Origin of the sequence: Staphylococcus lutrae (assembly GCF_002101335.1) — a bacterium.
GTDB lineage: Bacteria > Bacillota > Bacilli > Staphylococcales > Staphylococcaceae > Staphylococcus > Staphylococcus lutrae.
In genome coordinates this window covers 2379597-2398516 of the sequence record NZ_CP020773.1, presented here as the reverse complement: position 1 = coordinate 2398516, position 18920 = coordinate 2379597, and the positions used below count along the sequence as shown (strand labels likewise).

The window sequence follows — 18920 nt, the reverse complement described above, 5'->3', positions numbered from 1 at the left end:
CTCCTTTATAAGTTATCAAATGTATAATACCCAGGTGGATGATGAATTAACTTCTCTGCCGCACCTAAAGCGCCATTCGCAAAAATATCTTTAGATTGCGCTCGATGCGAAAGTGTAATCGTTTCATCCGTTCCAGCAAACAATATGTCATGTTCACCTACAATCGTACCACCCCGTATCGTGTGGATACCAATTTCATCTTTCGTCCTCTTCATCTCTTGCTCACTTCGGTTATACACCGGTGTGCTCTTTGAACGTAAATCTGCAATGACATCATACAATTTCACAAGCGTGCCACTCGGCGCATCCACTTTATGATGATGATGTGCTTCTGTGAGTTCAATATCAAAATCTTGTAAGAGGGGGACTGCCACTTCTAAAAGCTTCGTCAATACATGGACCCCATAGCTCATATTGGCACTGAAAAAAACTGGCATCTTTTGACTTAATGTTTCAAGTTTTTCAGTTATTTGTGCTTTTTCTCCTGTCGTTGCAACAACTAGTGGTAAATTAAAATCATCCTCTAATAACGGCAGTAACAAATGAGGGTGAGAAAAATCAATCGCCACATCCGCAGTCGCGACTTCGCTAATTTTATCATAAACGGAGTAAGGGATTTTTTGAGTGGTTTGTCTCGCAATAACGCCTACAATTTCATGACCTTGTTCCTCAGCGAGCCGCGCAACCCGTTGATTCATCGCCCCATAACCAATTAATAAAATTTTCATCGATGAACACCTGCTTTAAATTGATGATATGTTTCTTTCAATTGTTGCTGTTCTGCCTCATTCAACGGTAAGAGGGGAAGGCGAACCTCATATTGTCCGAATCCTTCTAACGCTGCTAAATACTTAATTGGAATTGGATTGATATCAACACGCATCGCCTCCAATATAGGGGCAATCGTTTCAAAATGTGCCGCACGATGGCGCGCGTCTGTATAGATCTGTTGAAATGCATTTGGAATGACATTGGCAAGAACAGAAATCACGCCATGGCCTCCACGATTATAATAAGTGACGATATTATCATCATTACCACTATATAAAGCAAAAGTATCTGTATCAATATGCGCTTGAATTTCACGCAAATATTCAAAATCATTCGTTGCATCTTTTAATGCAACAATATATGGATTCTCACTTAATTTCACTAGTGTGTCGATCTCAATCGTACTATTTGTACGTGATGGCACATTATAAAGGACAACCGGAAGTTCGGCAGCATTTGCAATCGCTTCGAAATGGGCAATTAACCCTCGTTGACTCGTTTTTAAATAATAGGGCGTGATGAGCATAATGGCATCCGCACCAAGTTCTTTCGCACGTAAAGACGCTGCAATCGATTGCGCTGTATTATTTGTCCCTGTGCCAACAATAATAGGGACACGCTGTGCATTTTCTTCAATCACCGTCATTAAAATGCGGTCTTTTTCTTCTGATGTCAATGTCGGGTTTTCAGCTGTTGTCCCATTGACCACAATGGATTGAATGCCGTTCTCAATTTGAAAACGCACATGTTTCTTTATCGCCTCATAGTCCACTTCGCCATTAGTAAAAGGCGTTATTAATGCAACACCTGTTCCTTCAAAAATATGTGACATAGCATCATCATCCTTTCAATTTAATGACTTGTTCCAACACTTGAACTGCATTAAGGGCAGCGCCTTTTAATAAATTGTCTGAAGTAACCCAAATGTGAAATGTATTCTCTAGTGAATCATCACGACGAATACGACCAACAAATACTTCATCTTTCCCTGTTGAATGAATCGCTAATGGATACTCATTTTTTTCAGGATTATCAACTAACACGACACGCTCATCTTGATCAAAGAGGGCCTGAATCTCTTCCACAGTGGCCGGCTGCTCAAGTGTGACATTCATATGCACACTATGGCTATCCTGAACCGGTACACGAACGCATGTTGCAGTCACATTCAAATCAGGCAAATTTAAGATTTTTTTTGTTTCATCAATCATTTTTTGCTCTTCTTTCGTGTAACCATTTTCTAAAAAAACGTCGATGTGTGGTAATACATTATTATAAATTGGGTGCGGGTAAGCTTGTGGGGCAATCCCTTTCGCACCGTCCTCTAAGTCCTTTTTACCTTTCATCCCTGAGCCTGAAACAGCTTGATACGTTGTATAAGCCACACGCTTCAATCCGTACCGTTCTTGCAAAGGTTTCAGTGGTACAACGGATTGGATTGTCGAACAGTTTGGGTTGGCAATAATGCCTCTTTTAAAAGTAGGGGCATTCACTTCAGGTACGACTAGATCGATATCTTCAGTCATTCGCCATTGACTTGAATTGTCAATGATGATTGCCCCATGTGATTCAAACAGTGGGGCGAAGTGTGCACTTGTACCTCCACCAGCACTCATAAGTACATAATCGAAATCACCGTCCGTTGCGTCGTCAGTCAATTCTTGCACAATGTATGTTCTATTCTGAAATTGCACTTCTTGCCCTGCAGAGCGTGCAGATGAAAAGAGCACTAATTCATCAAAAGCAATTTGTTTTCGATCAAGTGTTTCTAATATTTTTGTCCCTACTAAGCCTGTGGCACCTACAACTGCTATTTTTGTCATTCCCATTCACTCCATTTTAAATACAAAAATTTAATATTCATATTATTCTAATAATAATTGTTGCACCTGTTTATGTTTCAACTTCGTACAATGAATACGTGTTGAATCAACAGCATACGTGCAATGATAACAAAGCACTTCACATTGAAATAGTTGAAAAAAAACAAGCTCGGCGTGCGAACTTGTTTCTGTTATATACAAGTGATGCACTCCATTATTTTAACAATAATGACAGATTCTCAGCTCTTAACCATAGAATCCAACGAACGCGTAACTGCAATACTGTTCATTTCGGCATCTCACCCTTTCGATATATCATGCTTGCAGACATGACTTCTATATATCTACTTATGATTGATGCGCCTCATCAGTAACTATTCAATTATTATGCATTTCATTATACATAGAAACCCTCATTCTGTAAACAGAAAAGTCAAAAAGTTTAAAAATTAAAAATGCACAGATGAATAAAGAAGGGGAAACAGTGATTAATTTACGCACATCAACAACCATATAAAGTTTGACATTTTAAAGAAAGCCACGGCCAACCCCACAATATGAAAATCATCCATGTCAGAAATTTGGTTTTGACATGGATGTATTCGCACAAGCTTTTTCATTGACACTTATCAGGATTATCATCAGTCATATTGAATGACATGTTACGCTTTTGATTTTAAGATGCCTTTTTCTTCAAGGTATGCCTCATAAGTGATTTCTTTAGATAAACCACTAGGCACATCAATATCGATAACACGATTTGCGATCGTATTGATAAACTCAAAATCGTGAGATGTAAAAATCATTGAACCTTTAAACGATTTTAATCCATCATTGACAGAAGTAATACTTTCTAAGTCTAGGTGATTCGTAGGTTCATCCAATAATAATACGTTTGCACTTGATAACATCATCTTACTTAACATGCAACGCACTTTTTCTCCCCCAGATAACACGCTCGCTTTTTTCTTTACTTCTTCACCACTGAATAACATACGACCTAAGAAGCCACGTAAAAAGGTTTCCGTTTGCTCATCTTCCGGTGCATATTGGCGCAACCAATCGACTAAATTCAACTCTACACCTTCAAAAAACGCCGAATTATCTTTAGGGAAATAACTTTGAGACGTCGTTACTCCCCATTTATAAGCCCCTTCATCTGGCTCCATCTCACCAGCTAAGATTTTGAGTAACGTCGTTTTTGCGATTTCACTCTCACTCATTAGAATGGCTTTATCATTTGGATTCATCGTGAACGTCAATCCGTCCAACACTTTTTCACCATCAATCGTTTTAGACAAGTTTTCAACAAAAAGCAAATCATTTCCAATTTCTCTTTCTGGCGTAAACTTCACAAATGGATAACGACGTGAAGAAGGTTGAATGTCATCTAATTCAATCTTCTCAAGTTGCTTTTTACGACTTGTCGCTTGCTTAGATTTTGAAGCATTGGCAGAGAAACGTGCGATAAAATCTTGTAATTCTTTAATTTTTTCTTCTTTTTTCTTATTTTGATCTTGAGCCATTTTTTGCGCTAATTGGCTTGATTGATACCAAAAGTCGTAGTTTCCAACATAGATTTTAATTTTTCCAAAATCTAAGTCTGCAATGTGCGTACAAACGTTATTTAAAAAGTGTCGATCATGTGAAACGACAATAACAGTATTCTCAAAGTTAATTAAAAAATCCTCTAACCAACTGATTGCTTGAATATCCAAGCCGTTTGTCGGTTCATCCAGTAAAAGCACATCAGGTTCACCAAATAAGCTTTGAGCAAGCAGGACTTTTACTTTTTGGTTATTTTCTAATTCTGCCATTGTTTTATCATGGAGTGCCGTACCGATTCCGAGACCTGATAACAATGTCGCTGCATCAGACTCAGCATTCCACCCATTCATTTCTGCAAATTCACCTTCAAGTTCTGCAGCACGAATACCGTCTTCATCACTAAAATCGGGCTTCATATAAATCGCATCTTTTTCTTTCATTACTTCAAAAAGGCGTTCATGTCCTTTCATGACCACATCTAAGACACGTTCATCCTCATGGGCAAAATGATCTTGCTTTAATACAGCTAAACGTTCATCTTTTCCTAACGAAACATGACCCGTTTGCGAATCAATCTCACCAGATAAAATTTTTAAAAAAGTTGATTTTCCAGCACCATTTGCACCAATCAAACCATAACAATTGCCCGGTGTAAATTTAATATTTACATCTTCAAACAATTTACGGTCACCAAAACGTAAACTTACATCTGTTACTTGTAACATGCATTTTCTCCTTTAATTCAATTATTCTAATGGATGCATTATATCATGAGACCCCTTATAAATCTAATTTCTATCTTAAATTCAATACTTATTCCTATTTTAATTTATTGTCGTGTTTCTCCATATAATATGCCATTTAAATCGTTTAACATGCATACAAATCATTGTCAGTCACTTTTAATTGAAAAATTTCACTGCTTATACTTCTTTAGCATGCTATAATAGAAATAACTTTATTAAAGAGGAGTACGTTATGTCATTTAAAGAAAATGAAATTATTGGGACAATAGAATTTTTAAAAGTGAAGTCACTTGAAGGTTCTACTTATCACTTAGAAGGCCCGAATCAAGAAAAAATAAAATTAAATGCATCTGAAGTTAAAGCAGATGAAACATTAGAAATAGGGGAGTCTTATAGCTTTTTTATATATCCAAACCGTTCAGGCGATTTATTTGCAACTCAAAATATGCCTGATATTACGGTGGGGCGTTACGACTTTGTACGTGTCCTAAGCACAGATCGAGATGGCGCTCGATTAGATGTTGGTTTGCCACGTGAAGTGCTCATCCCATGGGAAGACCTACCAAAAATAAAAACATTATGGCCAGAAAAAGGGGATTACGTATTATGTACACTGCGAATAGATCGTGAGAGACAAATGTTTGCACGATTGGCTTCTGAAACGACTGTCCAACAAATGTTCACGCCCGTAAAAGACGATACATTACGCAATCAGCTGATTAAAGCACGCCCATATCGTTTATTACGTGTCGGTACATTTTTATTGTCAGAAGAGGGGTATAAAATATTTGTCCATGAATCTGAACGTAAAGAAGAACCGCGTCTCGGTCAAGAATTGACAGTTCGTATTATCGGCGTCAATGAAAAAGGAGAATTGAACGGTTCATTTTTGCCACTTGCACACGAACGACTTGACGATGATGGCGAAAAAATATTCGATTTATTAGTCGAGTACGATGGTACGTTACCTTTCTGGGACAAATCAAGCCCCGAAGCCATTAAAGAAGTGTTTAATATGAGTAAAGGTTCATTTAAACGTGCGATTGGTCATTTATATAAACAGCGTCTTATTAATATTGAGACAGGGAAAATAACACTTACTAAAAAAGGATGGGCGCGTCACGATAGTGAATAATACAGCTTAAATGACGTTTTGACACCCTTATACGATAAAAAGCAGATATCAATCAGTGATGTCTGCTTTTTTGTGTTATTTCTATTAAAGTGTAAATTTTCAGAAGTCTCTAACTTTTATTTAAGTGATGCTTATTTAAATATTAACTATAACTTGATATTTATTAACATTCTATTAACTCGAGCTTTTACTGTTGCACTTTGTTTTTCATAAGGATATAATTTCGTCTAGTTAATAAAATTATTGATTAACAAATAAATAATAAGGGAAGAATTATGAAAAAAAATAGACAAATCTACAGTATTAGAAAGCATAAGTTAGGTGTAGCATCTCTACTTTTAGGTGCTACTTTTATTTTGGGAGAAGCAAAAGAAGCACATGCATCCGATGCATCAAACACTGAAAATCAAAGCCAAAATGACACTGAAACAACGGGTCATTCACTTACAAATATAAATGCAACAGAACAAACAACGACGGATGGGCAAGCTATCGTACCATTTAATAAACTATCACAAACACACATTGACAATGAAACATCATTGACACAACAACCTATAGAAGTACGGGCAGAAGACACAAGTCAAAAAGCTATTGATTTAACACCACAAAACAATGTCATCGATCACACTGTTACAACACAAAATACGGAATCCCGCTTACAAGCGCCTATTAATAAGAACATAGTCAATCGAACAAACAATTATCATACTGTTGCTACTAACATTGAAAAAGGACAAAATGTAACAAGCAAAGTGAAAGTTACGAACAGTTCAATCGAAAACCCAAATGAAAAGCAAACAGTAAACCCACACCAGGCACAACGGATAACGTTAAAGTATGAATGGAAATTTGAAGACGAGATCAAACCACATGATTATTTTGAATTCACTTTAAGTCAGAACGTAGATACTTACGGTGTTTCAACAATTAAAAAAGTGCCACAAATTTTAGATAGCAGTAATCAAGTGATTGCCTATGGTGAAGTACTTGATCAAAATCGTATACGCTACTATTTTACGGATTATATGGCTACTAAAAAAGATGTGACTGCAAACCTTTCATTAAACCTATTTATCAATCCGATCCACGTGCAAAAACAAGGCAATATCACTGTCCAATCCACTTTAGGTTCTCATGTCACACAAAACGATCACGTTAATGTTATCTACTTAAACGGTGTAAAAAATGTCAAAAACACAACACTTATTGGTAGAATCGATTCATTATCTAAAGCTGAGCAAACTTTCACACACTTTGCTTATTTTAAACCTTCTTCTACACCGTTAACATCCGTGACACTAACAGGAATGATGAAAAACGGTCAGAATAATGACACAAGTAAAATAGGAGAGGTCGAGTTGTATGAATATCTAGGTACAGAACCACTAGCTGAAAGTGTATATGCCGATGTTAACAATACTTCTTTATTCAAAAAAGTAACGCCTGTGACACAAACTACGACTAATAATGGAAAATCCGTATCCGTGAACTCTAATGGATATACGATGAATATCGATTCCTTCAATGGTAAAGAATATGTTATTCGTTATAAAGGATTTTACAATGGCGATACCGATCAACTGACATTTACAACAAATGCTACTGGATACTATAAATACAACAACGATTCACAATATTATTATTCAGCAACTTCTCCACAATCTTTTAATCTCACTTGGGATAATGGTGTTGTTTTTTACTCAAACAAGGCAAATGGTGAAGGAAAAGACTTGCCAGCGACACCTATCATTGAATTCAGTCCAGTGATTGATACTGTCCAAGATACTGTTGCTCCGGCAGTCACTTATCAAGCGACAGGGACAATAGAAGAACAATATGATAGTCACTTAATCATTTTAAATAGTGCTTCAGGCAATGATTATGGACACGGTCACTATGATGAGATTGAAACAATTGAAGATACAATGGCGTACACAACAGAAAACAATTTATTAGAATTTGATGAAACATTGGAACTTGATGTGCGTGGAGAGCAAATAGGCGTGTTAGAAGAAATTACCGATACACATACCGTTGATACAATCAGTCAATTAGGAACAGAACGTGGTTCACTTGAAGGCACGCAGACCACTATCGAAGAAGACACGCTAGACATCACGCCACCAACGCATCATAGTCGTTCTCCATTGGTTATTGATTTGAACACATCTCAAAAAAATCCTCACGGTAGCCATATGGGCATACAAAGCACAGAAGAAGATTCACCTCGCTACACAATCGGGGATTTTGTATGGATTGACGGCGATCATAACGGCGTTCAAAATGATGGAGAAGTCGGTTTGACTGATGTGCATATCTCACTTGTTGACGAGAAAGGTACAGTGATTGCTACAACAACTAGCGATTCAAATGGACATTATGCATTTCATCATGTTGCGCCCGGCAAATACCAGGTGATTTTTACAACACCAGAAGGTTACGAACCGACAAGTAAACATACGACGGCACGTACGGATAAAGATTCTGATGGTCGCATTGCTAATATTACAGTCACTCAAGATGATATGACCATCGATGCTGGATTCTTCCCACTTAAAAATTGGGGTGGCGAAGAACCTGAAATGCCAGAGCAACCTCAGATGCCTGAAAAACCTGGAATGCCAGAGCAACCTCAGATACCTGAAAAACCTGAAGTTCCAGAACAACCTCAGATGCCTGAAAAACCTGAAGTTCCAGAACAACCTCAGATGCCTGAAAAACCTGAAATGCCAGAACAGCCTCAGATGCCTGAAAAACCTGAAACGCCAGAACAGCCTCAGACACCTGAAAAGCCTGAAGTTCCAGAACAGCCTCAGATACCTGAAAAGCCTGAAACACCAGAGCAACCTCAGATGCCTGAAAAGCCTGAAACACCAGAGCAACCTCAGATACCTGAAAATAAAAAGGCTGATGATGAAAACAAACATGATGTTTTACCAGGTACGGGAGAACATATTTCAACACCATACGTTGCACTTTTAAGTCTCTTATTAGGTGTTGGATTATTCGTTCGACGTAAAAAAGCACGCAAATAAGGCAAATTAAATCGTATAAGGAAAGCAACGCGACTACGTAGAATCGCGTTGCTTTTTATGATTTATAAACTGATTTAAATATCAGTCGAAAGTTTTTCTAATTCGTCAACGAGTGCACCAATATATGCAATAGTATCTTTTAACGGTTGGTCTGTCGTAATATCAATACCCGAAATTTTTGCAAGTTCAATTGGTGAAACGCTACCGCCAGCACTTAATGTTTTCAACCAATCTTCAACGGCAGGGGTACCTTCATTTTTAATACGTTGTGCCATCATCGTACCGATTGTTAAACCTGCTGAATAAGTATAGGAATACAATCCCATATAGTAATGTGGTTGGCGCATCCATGTCAATTCCGCCCCCTCCGTTAATTTGACTGTATCTCCCCAAAACGCTTGAAGCACGCTACGTTTAATGTCATTTAAAATAGGGGCATTTAACGATTCTCCTTGATCCACACGTTGATACACCTCGCGTTGATAAGCTGCCTCTAACAAATGTGTGACCATGTTGTGGTAATACGTACGAGAAATAATAGAAGTAATCGCCCAACGTTTAAAACGCGGATTTTCACTATTTTTAAATAAATAATTGAGCATGAGCATCTCATTCATCGTTGACGGTGCTTCGATAAAGTACATCGAGGCTTCTGATTGTAAATAGTTTTGATGTTTTTGCGCAAAGGTAAAATGTCCTGCGTGTCCTAATTCATGCGCTAATACAAAGGCTTCTGTCATTTTGCCCGTCCAAGAAATAAAAATGTAGCTATGTGACGCATACGGACTTGCACAATAAGCCCCCGTATCTTTTCCTTTGTTTTGTGGAAAATCTATCCATCTATCATCATAAGCCTGATTTAACATCTCCACGTACTCTGGTCCCAGCACATCTAATGCACCAAATATATACTTTTTAGATGCCTCAATTGTTATACTTGGTTCAAACGTAGGATCTAAAGAAACTTTTAAATCTTCAAATCTCAATTCATCTAATTGATGCGCTTGTTTGACTAACTGTGCATACTTACGCATAATCGGTGCCAAATCAGACATAATTAAATCGATTTGACGATGATACATTTCTAACGTGACATCTTGACTTTCTAGTAAATAATCGATAACAGACTTGTAACCACGTAAATCTGCCTCTAACTTTTCACGTTGAACTTGCGCATTATAAACTGCTGCAGTCGTATGTTCATATTTTTTTATCGTATCACTGAAATGTCGAAAACTTGCACGACGTATCGCTGTATCTTCATGATCTTCATAGTAACCTTCAAATGTTGTATAGTCCATATCATATGTTTGACCCTCTACTTCAAAGGTACCAAAGTCAATATCTAGCATTTTTGTCGTACCATAGATTTCACGTGCACTATGTAACGCTGGCGCCATACTTGCTAAGGCTTCTTCAGCTTGAGGATGCAATTGATGAGGTTGTCTTTGACGTAAACGTGTCAAATAGTGTGCATAATCCAATTCTGAAATGGCTTGTTGCATAACAGTATCATCAAGTGTAAGTAATTCTGATTCAACAAATGATAATTGACTCAAAATTTTACCGTAATTTGTATAAAATAGGGCGCTTAAACGTTGGCATTCAGTATCTGAAGTATCGACACTTGATATTAATTCTGCATAGTTGCCTGCACGATCTAATTCGATTAATAACTGCTCAAATCGTTTCAAACCTTTTTCAATCGTTTCTACTGTATTCAGTTGACCTTCAAATTCTTTTTTAAATACCTGTGCGTCTTGATATAACCAGGCTATCGCTTGTTCATAACGCTGTGAATTCGGATATAAATCTGTTAAATCCCATGTTTCTGCAATTACAACTTCTGAACGCTTTGGTAATTTCTGTGACATAATAAAACCTCCTTAATCATATTAAATCTATTATAGCGTTTTTCATCACATTTTCGCATTTAAAGTATTACATGAATGAACTAAAATTTAGTATAATATAGTCTAATAACAAGAAGGAGGGTTCATTTATGGCTATTTTGGAGATGCCAACATATTTATGGACAACACTTCTGATAATGGTTGTTTTAACATTATTTTGTACACTCGTCCTTAATAAATGGTTTTTGACAGCACTGATCATGTTTGTCATGCTTGGTGTATCCGCATTTATTTTGCCCAATTTTTATCCCATCCGTTACGAACCATTATTAGGTTACGCTGCGTTCGTCGCAATTTTGAGTTTGATGCTCAGCTTGATCTTATGGTTTACGACACGCAATTGGCGTAAAAAGAGACAACTGAAAAGACTAGAAAAAGAACGCAGACGCTACGAAAAGTATCACCAATAAACCACACGCGATATGAATGAATCAAACGACCTCAATCATCTGTATGTTACAATGCTAGAATGATTGGGGTCGTTGTGGATAGGTGAAACAAACCTGCTCAATACATAACTTCCTATAATATATATTATGTAAACTAAAAAAAGATTCCGATGCGTCCAGAATTTCGTTTGTTTATATACGTATATTTACGAGTCTGTTTTATATATTGTAACTTGTGCGTTGTTAATGTCATTTGTTTTGTTGATATAGAATGTCACATGAACTTGTTTCTGTACAAATGAACCGTTGAAAGATAGTTACAGAAACGTGGTATGAACGTGCGGAAGCAGTCCTTAAATGACAAGTTAAAAAGAACGTTTACCCTTAAGGTTTACATAACATAAATACGGTAAATATATAATCGGCCTCTTTTAGCATAACAACACAAAATTACCTCTAAAAAAGAGAGTCAGGACGTAGCCTGATCTCTTCTGACTTCATTACCGTTTTATTTTCGTGCGCAGTCGATTTAAAATATCGAATATAAAATACTTCACTTTATGAATCGGTTTGTAAAAATCGCCGACAAGTTCTTCAATTTGTACGTTAAAGCCACGTTTAAAGCGATACACACCGTAATCCTCACTGTTTTCTGTAAAATCACCGGATAAACCATAAAAATTATAGCGTTCGTATCCGTGTTCAAAACAGTAATTTATCATAAACCAATGCATTGCATAAGGCCCCATAAAGTGGTTATATTTTTCACTTGAACCACCTGAAAAGTAATTGATTTCATAAGCGTTTGCAAAATAAACGCCCGCAGCTAAGTTTAATATCGCACCATCTGTTTTACGTAATTCACTTGCTTTTAACAATTCTTTTTGATCATGTTCAATTTGTGTGTCTAATTCTCCAATTTTTTTTATGTGTTTGTCTGATTTGTTTTCGTTAGACATCATTTGATCGCGACGATTTTCTTTATCGTTCAAACTTTCCTGTAAGGACACCATATACTCGTCTAAATCAATATACGCAAGAGGGACTAAAGCTTTGTGACCATAGTGTTCAATAAAGTTTTTGAAATACGCATCCGTTTTAGATACAAACCCTGCACGTTCTTCTGTTTCGCGGTATAACTCTAAAAACAAATCAAATTCATCAGCTTCAAGAAATCTTACTTTAACACCAAAATTGATTGCTTTATTGATGTTTCGTTTGCGTTGACTATCAAATTGTTTCTTCAATGTCTGTGGTGTATGATCCTTTAGGTTTAATACCCCCATCCATCTCACCTGACTTAATGTGTCATAAGACGTTGTAAATCCATGGTGACGATAACCATGTGATTTAAATAATTGAACGAGCTTATCATTCGGTGGCTGTTCGCCTAACGGGTGAATATCTTTATCATATACTTGATAAATCCAATAAGGATCCATTTTGACATATAAACATTTGTTTTTGTTTAAATACATATCTAAACCTTTTAAATAAAAATCAGCCAATCCCAAGTCACTGTAATCCATCACAGGACCACGATTCCCATAATAGACGTAGCTGCCTGCTGTTGGAATTTTGGAAAACAAGCTTGCTGCCAACACTTGGTTATTGTCATCTTTCACACCTAACAGTACAACTTGAAATCCATCCGCTTCTCGTGTGGCTATATTTTCTTTCACTTGAAAATAATGGCTTTCTAAAGCAGGATTTTGAACAAATTGGTCGTATTCTTCAACTGTCAACTCTGTAAATTTCATACCAACAAATCCCCTTCTCTTCACTATATCTTATCTTTTAATCTTCTCTTTCAGTTGTTTTAATTTTGTATAAATCATATAGACCGGTTTTTGAATTGGTTTAATAAAGTCACCTACGTATTCAATCACGTCCGCATTATAACCTTTTTTGAATTTAATCACACCTGCATCTTCGGCTTGATCAGTAAAATCTCCACTAATCCCATAAAAATTATAACGTGGAATGTTATGATTAATCGCATAATTAATCATTTCCCATTGAACAGCGTAGCTTCCAGCAAAATGACGAAATTCATTCGCAGTCCCACCCGCATAATAAACGACTTCGAATGGATTCACTATAAAGAATCCTGCCGAGATTGGCAAAGTATTGCCGTGCTTGGCTTGTAATGTTTCTGCTTCTTCTATTTTTGCTTGGTTGGCTTCTAACTGTTGGGTTAAATTTTTCTTTTTATTAAGCGCTTTTGAATGATCGGGATGCTTGGTCAACTCTTTTTCTGTTTTAGCAATTTGCTTATTCAATGCTTGCTTTTCAGATTGTAGTTCAGGTATATAGGCTTCAAAATCAATATAAGCTAACGGTACGAGAACACGATCTTTATAATGCTTTAAACGATGATAATAAAAGTCATCTTCACGATCAACAAAGTCTTTTGTCTCGGATGTATCCTCCATAAATGATCGGAAAATATGTAAATCATTTTCATCCAAGAAACGAATCTTGACGCCATTTTTCTGTACCTTTTTTGTATTCCGCTTTCTTAAGTTATCCATTTGATTCAGTATATCGTTGGCTGTTTTACCTTCTACGTCTAGTACTGAATGAAATCGAATCTGCCTCACAGTATCAAATCCAGTCGTAAAGCCTTCATGTACAAAATCAAGATTTGCCATTTTATCAAAAAACCAATCATTTTGAAAACGCGCAATGACTTCTCCTTCATGATTACGTTTTAACATAGGAAGATAAGGATCTACTCTTAAATACAATGCATGATATTTTTTTACATACTTTGTTAACTCGTTAAAAAAGAAATGTACGAGTTCTTTATTCTCATAGTCGATAACAGGGCCACGATTAGAATAGAAATATTTAAAAAATTTCATTACCGGTACCGCAGTTAGTAAACATGCAGCCAATACTTGATTATTGTCATCTTTCACACCCACAAGGTGCGTTTCTATACCTTCTGCCACCTTTAACTCGTAGTTCCCTACCATTTGTGTAAAATGACTATATGGCATATTATCAGTGAAATCACCGAATTCTGCCGTTGTTAAATTTGTAAACTTCATTTCAATACTCCTATTTCTCTTTATATCTTTTAGCGATATCTCGATTTCTTTTTTACCTTGAAATTAAATAATGCAAATTACAAGTGAATATTATCCCTTTCCCTCATATGCACCCTTATAGTCTTTCTACATTTTAACTTATTGCACCCGAATTCGCCAATATGACGGCATCGCATCAGACTAATTTTGAAAAACAATACGCTTCTAGTAGCGCTTGTGCCGCCTTAATTGAATCCATATGTGTCCGTTCTAACGCATGAGAAGATTCTATCCCCGCACCAAACAGCCCGTGTTTCACATCTGCCCCAGCTTTCAAAGCCGCTGAAGCATCTGAAGCATAAAAAGGATAAATGTCCACTTTATACGGTATCGCATGGTCCTGACATAAGCGCACAAGATGATGTCGCAATGCTTTATGATATGGACCAGAGGCGTCTTGAGCACAAATTGAAACCGTATACTCATCTGATGCTTGACCGTCACCTATCGCTCCCATATCAAATGCGATAAATTCGACAACTTGTGGATCAATACTTGAATTTGCACCATAACCAATTTCTTCATTGTTTGAAATATAAAATTGCACTGTGTGGGGAAGCAATTGCTTTTGCTTACGATATTTTTTTAGGAACGCTATAATGATTGCGACACTGACTTTATCATCTAAATGTCGAGATTTGATAAAACCCGATGACGTTACCTCTGTACGTGGATCAAAACTAACAAAATCACCCACTTCTATACCTAAAGCACGTGTTTCTGCTTCAGTGGTCACTTTTTCATCAATGCGTACCTCCATATGCGCTTGATCCCGCTTAATCGTATCATTTTGCGCATATACATGTGGAGATGTCTCATGCATCAAAATCGTTCCCCTGTAAGTTTGACCTGACGCTGTTTCAATTGTGCAGTACTCTCCTTCTATCGCATTATAGCGAAAACCGCCGATCAGCGCTAAACGCAAACGACCATTCTCCAAAATTTCTTTAACCATTGCACCTAATGTATCGACGTGCGCTGTAATACACTTTTTCTGTGTATCATCCTCCCCTTTAACTTCTATGAGCAGGCCTCCTTTTCTAGTTTGCTGTGTTGGATATCCTTCCGCTTCCACTGTTTGTTTGACAAAATCAATGGCACGATCTGCATTACCTGAAGGACTGTCGATAGCGGTCAATGCAGTTAAAGTTTTTATGATAGCTTCACTCATTATGACAACCTCCCTTTTCTTCTATTGTACCTGTGATTGTCAAAAATCTCACGTATTCTTGCAAGTCCTATTGCCATGAAACGCGTTAAAATGTTAAACTATGCCATATTTACTAAAAATTAGGCGGTGTTCATATGACTCATGTATTTTTTGTTGGCTTAGGATTAATCGGTGGTAGCTTAGCCAGTAATATTAAATATTTCCATCAAGATGTAACGATTACCGCTTATGATGCCAATGCAACGCAACTCGAACGCGCACAATCCATCGGCATTATTGATCAAGCCACTTCAGATTATGAAGCAACATTGAAAGAAGCTGATATTGTCATTTTTGCGACACCTGTTCAAACGACGGTGCAATATCTTGCTGCACTTCCTAATTGTACGACACGTCCTGGCTTAATCGTGACCGACACGGGGAGTACAAAATCTACCATTCAAGCTTTCGAACGCGATTTACTTGCTTCTCATATTCATTTAATTGGGGGCATCCTATGGCAGGGAGTCATAAATCTGGCGTGTTAAATGCCAAAAAGCATCTTTTCGAAAATGCGTATTATATACTCGTCCACGATTTGGAAGAAAATAAAATGGCAGCCGAACGTATTCAACGACTTCTCGAACCGACACGCGCACGTTTTCTTCATTTAACAGCTGAGGAACACGATCACATCACAGGGGTTGTCAGTCACGTTCCCCATCTTATCGCTTCGAGCCTTGTACATCTGAATGCTTTCTATGCAACAGAATCACCACTCATTCAAGATTTGGCTGCCGGTGGTTTTCGCGATATTACCCGTGTTGCCAGCAGCAATCCTGAAATGTGGCGCGACATTTCACTAGAAAACAAAACACATATCCTCGCATCATTGAAACAATTACAAAAGCAACTCACACAAACCGTATCCATGATTGAAGCAGGTGAACACGACGCACTGTATCACTTTTTTGAACAAGCTAAAAATTATCGAGACGCCCTTCCTATAAGAGGTAAAGGCGCGATGCAAAGCACGTATGATTTGTATGTGGATATTCCGGACAAACCGGGTATGATTTCAACCATTACAGCACGTCTAAGTACGCACGATATTTCCATTCGAAACCTTCGTATTCTTGAAGTGCGCGAAGATATTTACGGTGCTTTACGCATTAGTTTTAAAAGACCTGAAGATCGCGATGCGGCAATTCTTGCACTCTCTGATTTTGATACTTATTTAAGTTAAGTTGATGTTGTCCTTGATTCACATGCATCTGTCTCCCATGTAAAAGTCGAAAATTCATTTCACATCTTTATATGGGAGCTGCCATCATGTTACACGCCTTCACCTCAATGCCTTTTCCCTTTCCACAATGGTTAAGTCGACGCCTCATTACATTTTGTGACCTGCCATTAAACCTAAGCGTCCATATTTTGTGCCTGCTTCTGTCAAAGAAATAGCTCTAGACACAATCCCTTTCCCATATTTTTCTTGTAACATATCAATCGTTTTGGCTAGCCTTTCTTGACGTAACCGTTGAAACTCATCCTCGAACAAATTCAGATTACGTTCACCTTCAGGACGTAATTGCGTCAATGATACGCTTAACGTACGGTATAACGCACTTTGATCACATAGCATCGTTGCCCATCGTTTAATCTCTCTAAAAATATCTTGTTCCAAATTCGTGCCTTCTTGTAACGTGTACTGTTTCATCACCTGTCCCTCTTCTTTATAACCAAACGAAAAATGAATAGTGCGTGCGATTTGCTTTTTGGCTCTCAAACGTTGCGCCACATCTTCAACGAGTTCATACATCACAACTAATGCTTCACCAAACGTATAATCCCTTAACAAAATTTGACTTTTACAAATTGAAGGATTCACAATGGTATACTTTTCATTCATACGACTTTGATCAATACCATGCGCATGTAAATGCCAGTCAACCCCCAGCATACCAAAATCTCTTTTTAAATATTCACATGGATATTGTGCCAATTGACCAATTTTAAATATTCCTCGTGCATTTAATTTTCTTTCTGTTTTTTTACCAATCCCCCAAAATGTACTTAGTGGCGTGATTTCCCACACTTTTTCAGGCACATTTTGATATCGCCATTCCGCTATATAACGCGCACTCTTTTTGGCTTCATGATCTAACGCTAGCTTACTGAGCAACATATTAGAGCCTATTCCGATTGCACAATGGACATGCGTTTCATCATAAATTTCTTTAATTAAGCGTTCACAAAAGCTTTGTAACGTCGTATTAAAACGATAATAGCTTTTTGTAACATCCATAAAAAATTCGTCAATACTGTATTGATGTAAATCTTCAGGTGGAACATAACGCAGTGCAATTTGAGAAATTTGAAGTGAGACCTCTAAATAACGGCGCATACTCGGATTAATAATATAAATATCATTGTGCTGTGGAATCTCGAACAAACGTGAACCCGTGTGTATCCCCATTGCTTTAAGCAGTGGTGTTGCAGCCAATACAACTGAACCCTGACGTTTCGTATCAGCAACAACAGCAAGCTTAGTCGTTAACGGGTTGAGCCCTTTTTCAATGCAAGAAACACTCGCAAAAAAACTTTTCTGATCAATGCATAAAATATCTCTATCCTCTAATAAATGATAATCATACATCCCTTTCACCCTCATTTCTAACGATATATTGTCATTATACAAGAACGTATGTTCTGCAATCAAGATATAAAGGAATGTATGTTCTATTTCTGACTAAGATTAAGGGGAGACCTGTCAGCTGTGTGACAGTATCCCCCCTTCTTTTCTAACGACTAACGACGATATGGAATGACCGCTTCAGTCTCCTCATCCATACCATAATCAATGTAAACATGTGTATGTAAGTAAACATGACTTTTCTCAGATTTGAAGTCTAATGTCTCAGGATGAAAATGAAATGGAATCTCTTTTTCTTCACCGACATCAATTGTAAACATTTCATCTATTTCAAAACGTTTTAATTCATGCGATAAATAGGAAAAGTCGCTTGTCTCATCATCATTAGGATATTTTTCAAGCATTGTTAATGCAATATGCCTTACTTTTTGATCACTTTGACCTGCTTTAAAGACAATACACCCTGAAATGGCATCAGAGACATCAAATTGTTGTTGGTTTAGGCGAATGAATACTTTCATGCCATTAATCCCTAATGATGTTAATATGTTGTCGAAACCCATAATATCCCTCCATGTTTGTTTGTATTTCTTTTATCATAAAGGGTAATGATTCTTTCGTGCAACTATTAACAAAAGTGATATAATGAACATGAAATA

The 18920-nt window shown here is 37.1% G+C and carries 13 protein-coding genes, 1 pseudogene and 1 riboswitch; of the genes and pseudogenes, 4 read left to right on the top strand and 10 right to left on the bottom strand.

Annotated features, from left to right (window positions below):
- Positions 1 to 5 precede the first annotated feature (5 nt).
- The 4 genes from dapB to B5P37_RS11080 all read right to left on the bottom strand — a co-directional run bounded on the left by dapB (position 6) and on the right by B5P37_RS11080 (position 4867).
- Positions 6 to 728: a 4-hydroxy-tetrahydrodipicolinate reductase gene (dapB, locus tag B5P37_RS11095; RefSeq protein ID WP_085238269.1), complete on the bottom strand. Its 723-nt coding sequence runs from the start codon at positions 726 to 728 to the stop codon at positions 6 to 8.
- The gene (gene dapA, locus B5P37_RS11090) at positions 725 to 1603 is read right to left on the bottom strand and encodes a 4-hydroxy-tetrahydrodipicolinate synthase (protein WP_085238268.1); all 879 of its coding nucleotides are present in this window, start codon (positions 1601 to 1603) and stop codon (positions 725 to 727) included. Before dapA ends, dapB begins: the two co-directional genes overlap by 4 nt.
- A 7-nt stretch (positions 1604 to 1610) precedes the next feature.
- A complete protein-coding gene (locus tag B5P37_RS11085) occupies positions 1611 to 2594 on the bottom strand; it encodes an aspartate-semialdehyde dehydrogenase (protein ID WP_085238267.1) in 984 nt (327 codons plus the stop codon).
- A 196-nt stretch (positions 2595 to 2790) separates the two neighbouring features.
- Positions 2791 to 2970, bottom strand: a riboswitch (Lysine riboswitch).
- 286 nt (positions 2971 to 3256) lie between these two features.
- The gene (locus tag B5P37_RS11080; protein WP_085238266.1) at positions 3257 to 4867 is read right to left on the bottom strand and encodes an ABC-F family ATP-binding cassette domain-containing protein; all 1611 of its coding nucleotides are present in this window, start codon (positions 4865 to 4867) and stop codon (positions 3257 to 3259) included.
- Positions 4868 to 5120: 253 nt separating this feature from the next.
- On the opposite strand from B5P37_RS11080, the gene B5P37_RS11075 reads away from it, so the two are divergent.
- Positions 5121 to 6023, top strand: a complete 903-nt coding sequence (locus B5P37_RS11075) for a CvfB family protein (protein WP_085238265.1) — start codon at positions 5121 to 5123, stop codon at positions 6021 to 6023.
- Positions 6024 to 6298: 275 nt separating this feature from the next.
- The gene (locus tag B5P37_RS11070) at positions 6299 to 9061 is read left to right on the top strand and encodes an SdrD B-like domain-containing protein (RefSeq protein ID WP_085238264.1); all 2763 of its coding nucleotides are present in this window, start codon (positions 6299 to 6301) and stop codon (positions 9059 to 9061) included.
- Positions 9062 to 9135: 74 nt separating this feature from the next.
- On the opposite strand, the gene pepF is transcribed toward B5P37_RS11070, so the two are convergent.
- On the bottom strand, positions 9136 to 10935 hold the full coding sequence (gene pepF / locus B5P37_RS11065; RefSeq protein WP_085238263.1) for an oligoendopeptidase F: 1800 nt from the start codon (positions 10933 to 10935) through the stop codon (positions 9136 to 9138).
- 128 nt (positions 10936 to 11063) lie between these two features.
- Here pepF and B5P37_RS11060 point away from each other — a divergent pair, with 128 nt between their 5' ends.
- Complete coding sequence (locus tag B5P37_RS11060; protein WP_085238262.1) at positions 11064 to 11384, top strand: hypothetical protein; 321 nt, start codon at positions 11064 to 11066, stop codon at positions 11382 to 11384.
- A gap of 479 nt (positions 11385 to 11863) precedes the next feature.
- On the opposite strand, the gene B5P37_RS11055 is transcribed toward B5P37_RS11060, so the two are convergent.
- From B5P37_RS11055 to B5P37_RS11045, 3 genes are all read right to left on the bottom strand, one after another.
- A complete protein-coding gene (locus tag B5P37_RS11055; RefSeq protein WP_085238261.1) occupies positions 11864 to 13123 on the bottom strand; it encodes an aminoacyltransferase in 1260 nt (419 codons plus the stop codon).
- A 30-nt stretch (positions 13124 to 13153) separates the two neighbouring features.
- Entirely contained in the window at positions 13154 to 14419 is a 1266-nt protein-coding gene (locus tag B5P37_RS11050; RefSeq protein WP_085238260.1) for an aminoacyltransferase, read from the bottom strand.
- A gap of 175 nt (positions 14420 to 14594) precedes the next feature.
- On the bottom strand, positions 14595 to 15629 hold the full coding sequence (locus B5P37_RS11045) for a M42 family metallopeptidase (RefSeq protein WP_085238259.1): 1035 nt from the start codon (positions 15627 to 15629) through the stop codon (positions 14595 to 14597).
- Positions 15630 to 15763: 134 nt separating this feature from the next.
- On the opposite strand from B5P37_RS11045, the pseudogene B5P37_RS11040 reads away from it, so the two are divergent.
- Positions 15764 to 16854 (top strand): annotated as a pseudogene (locus tag B5P37_RS11040) (prephenate dehydrogenase).
- Positions 16855 to 17001: 147 nt separating this feature from the next.
- Here B5P37_RS11040 and B5P37_RS11035 read toward each other — a convergent pair.
- Together B5P37_RS11035 and B5P37_RS11030 are read right to left on the bottom strand one after the other, a co-directional pair.
- Positions 17002 to 18264: a Y-family DNA polymerase gene (locus tag B5P37_RS11035; RefSeq protein ID WP_085238258.1), complete on the bottom strand. Its 1263-nt coding sequence runs from the start codon at positions 18262 to 18264 to the stop codon at positions 17002 to 17004.
- A gap of 152 nt (positions 18265 to 18416) precedes the next feature.
- Complete coding sequence (locus tag B5P37_RS11030; RefSeq protein WP_085238257.1) at positions 18417 to 18824, bottom strand: sporulation protein; 408 nt, start codon at positions 18822 to 18824, stop codon at positions 18417 to 18419.
- Positions 18825 to 18920 lie beyond the last annotated feature (96 nt).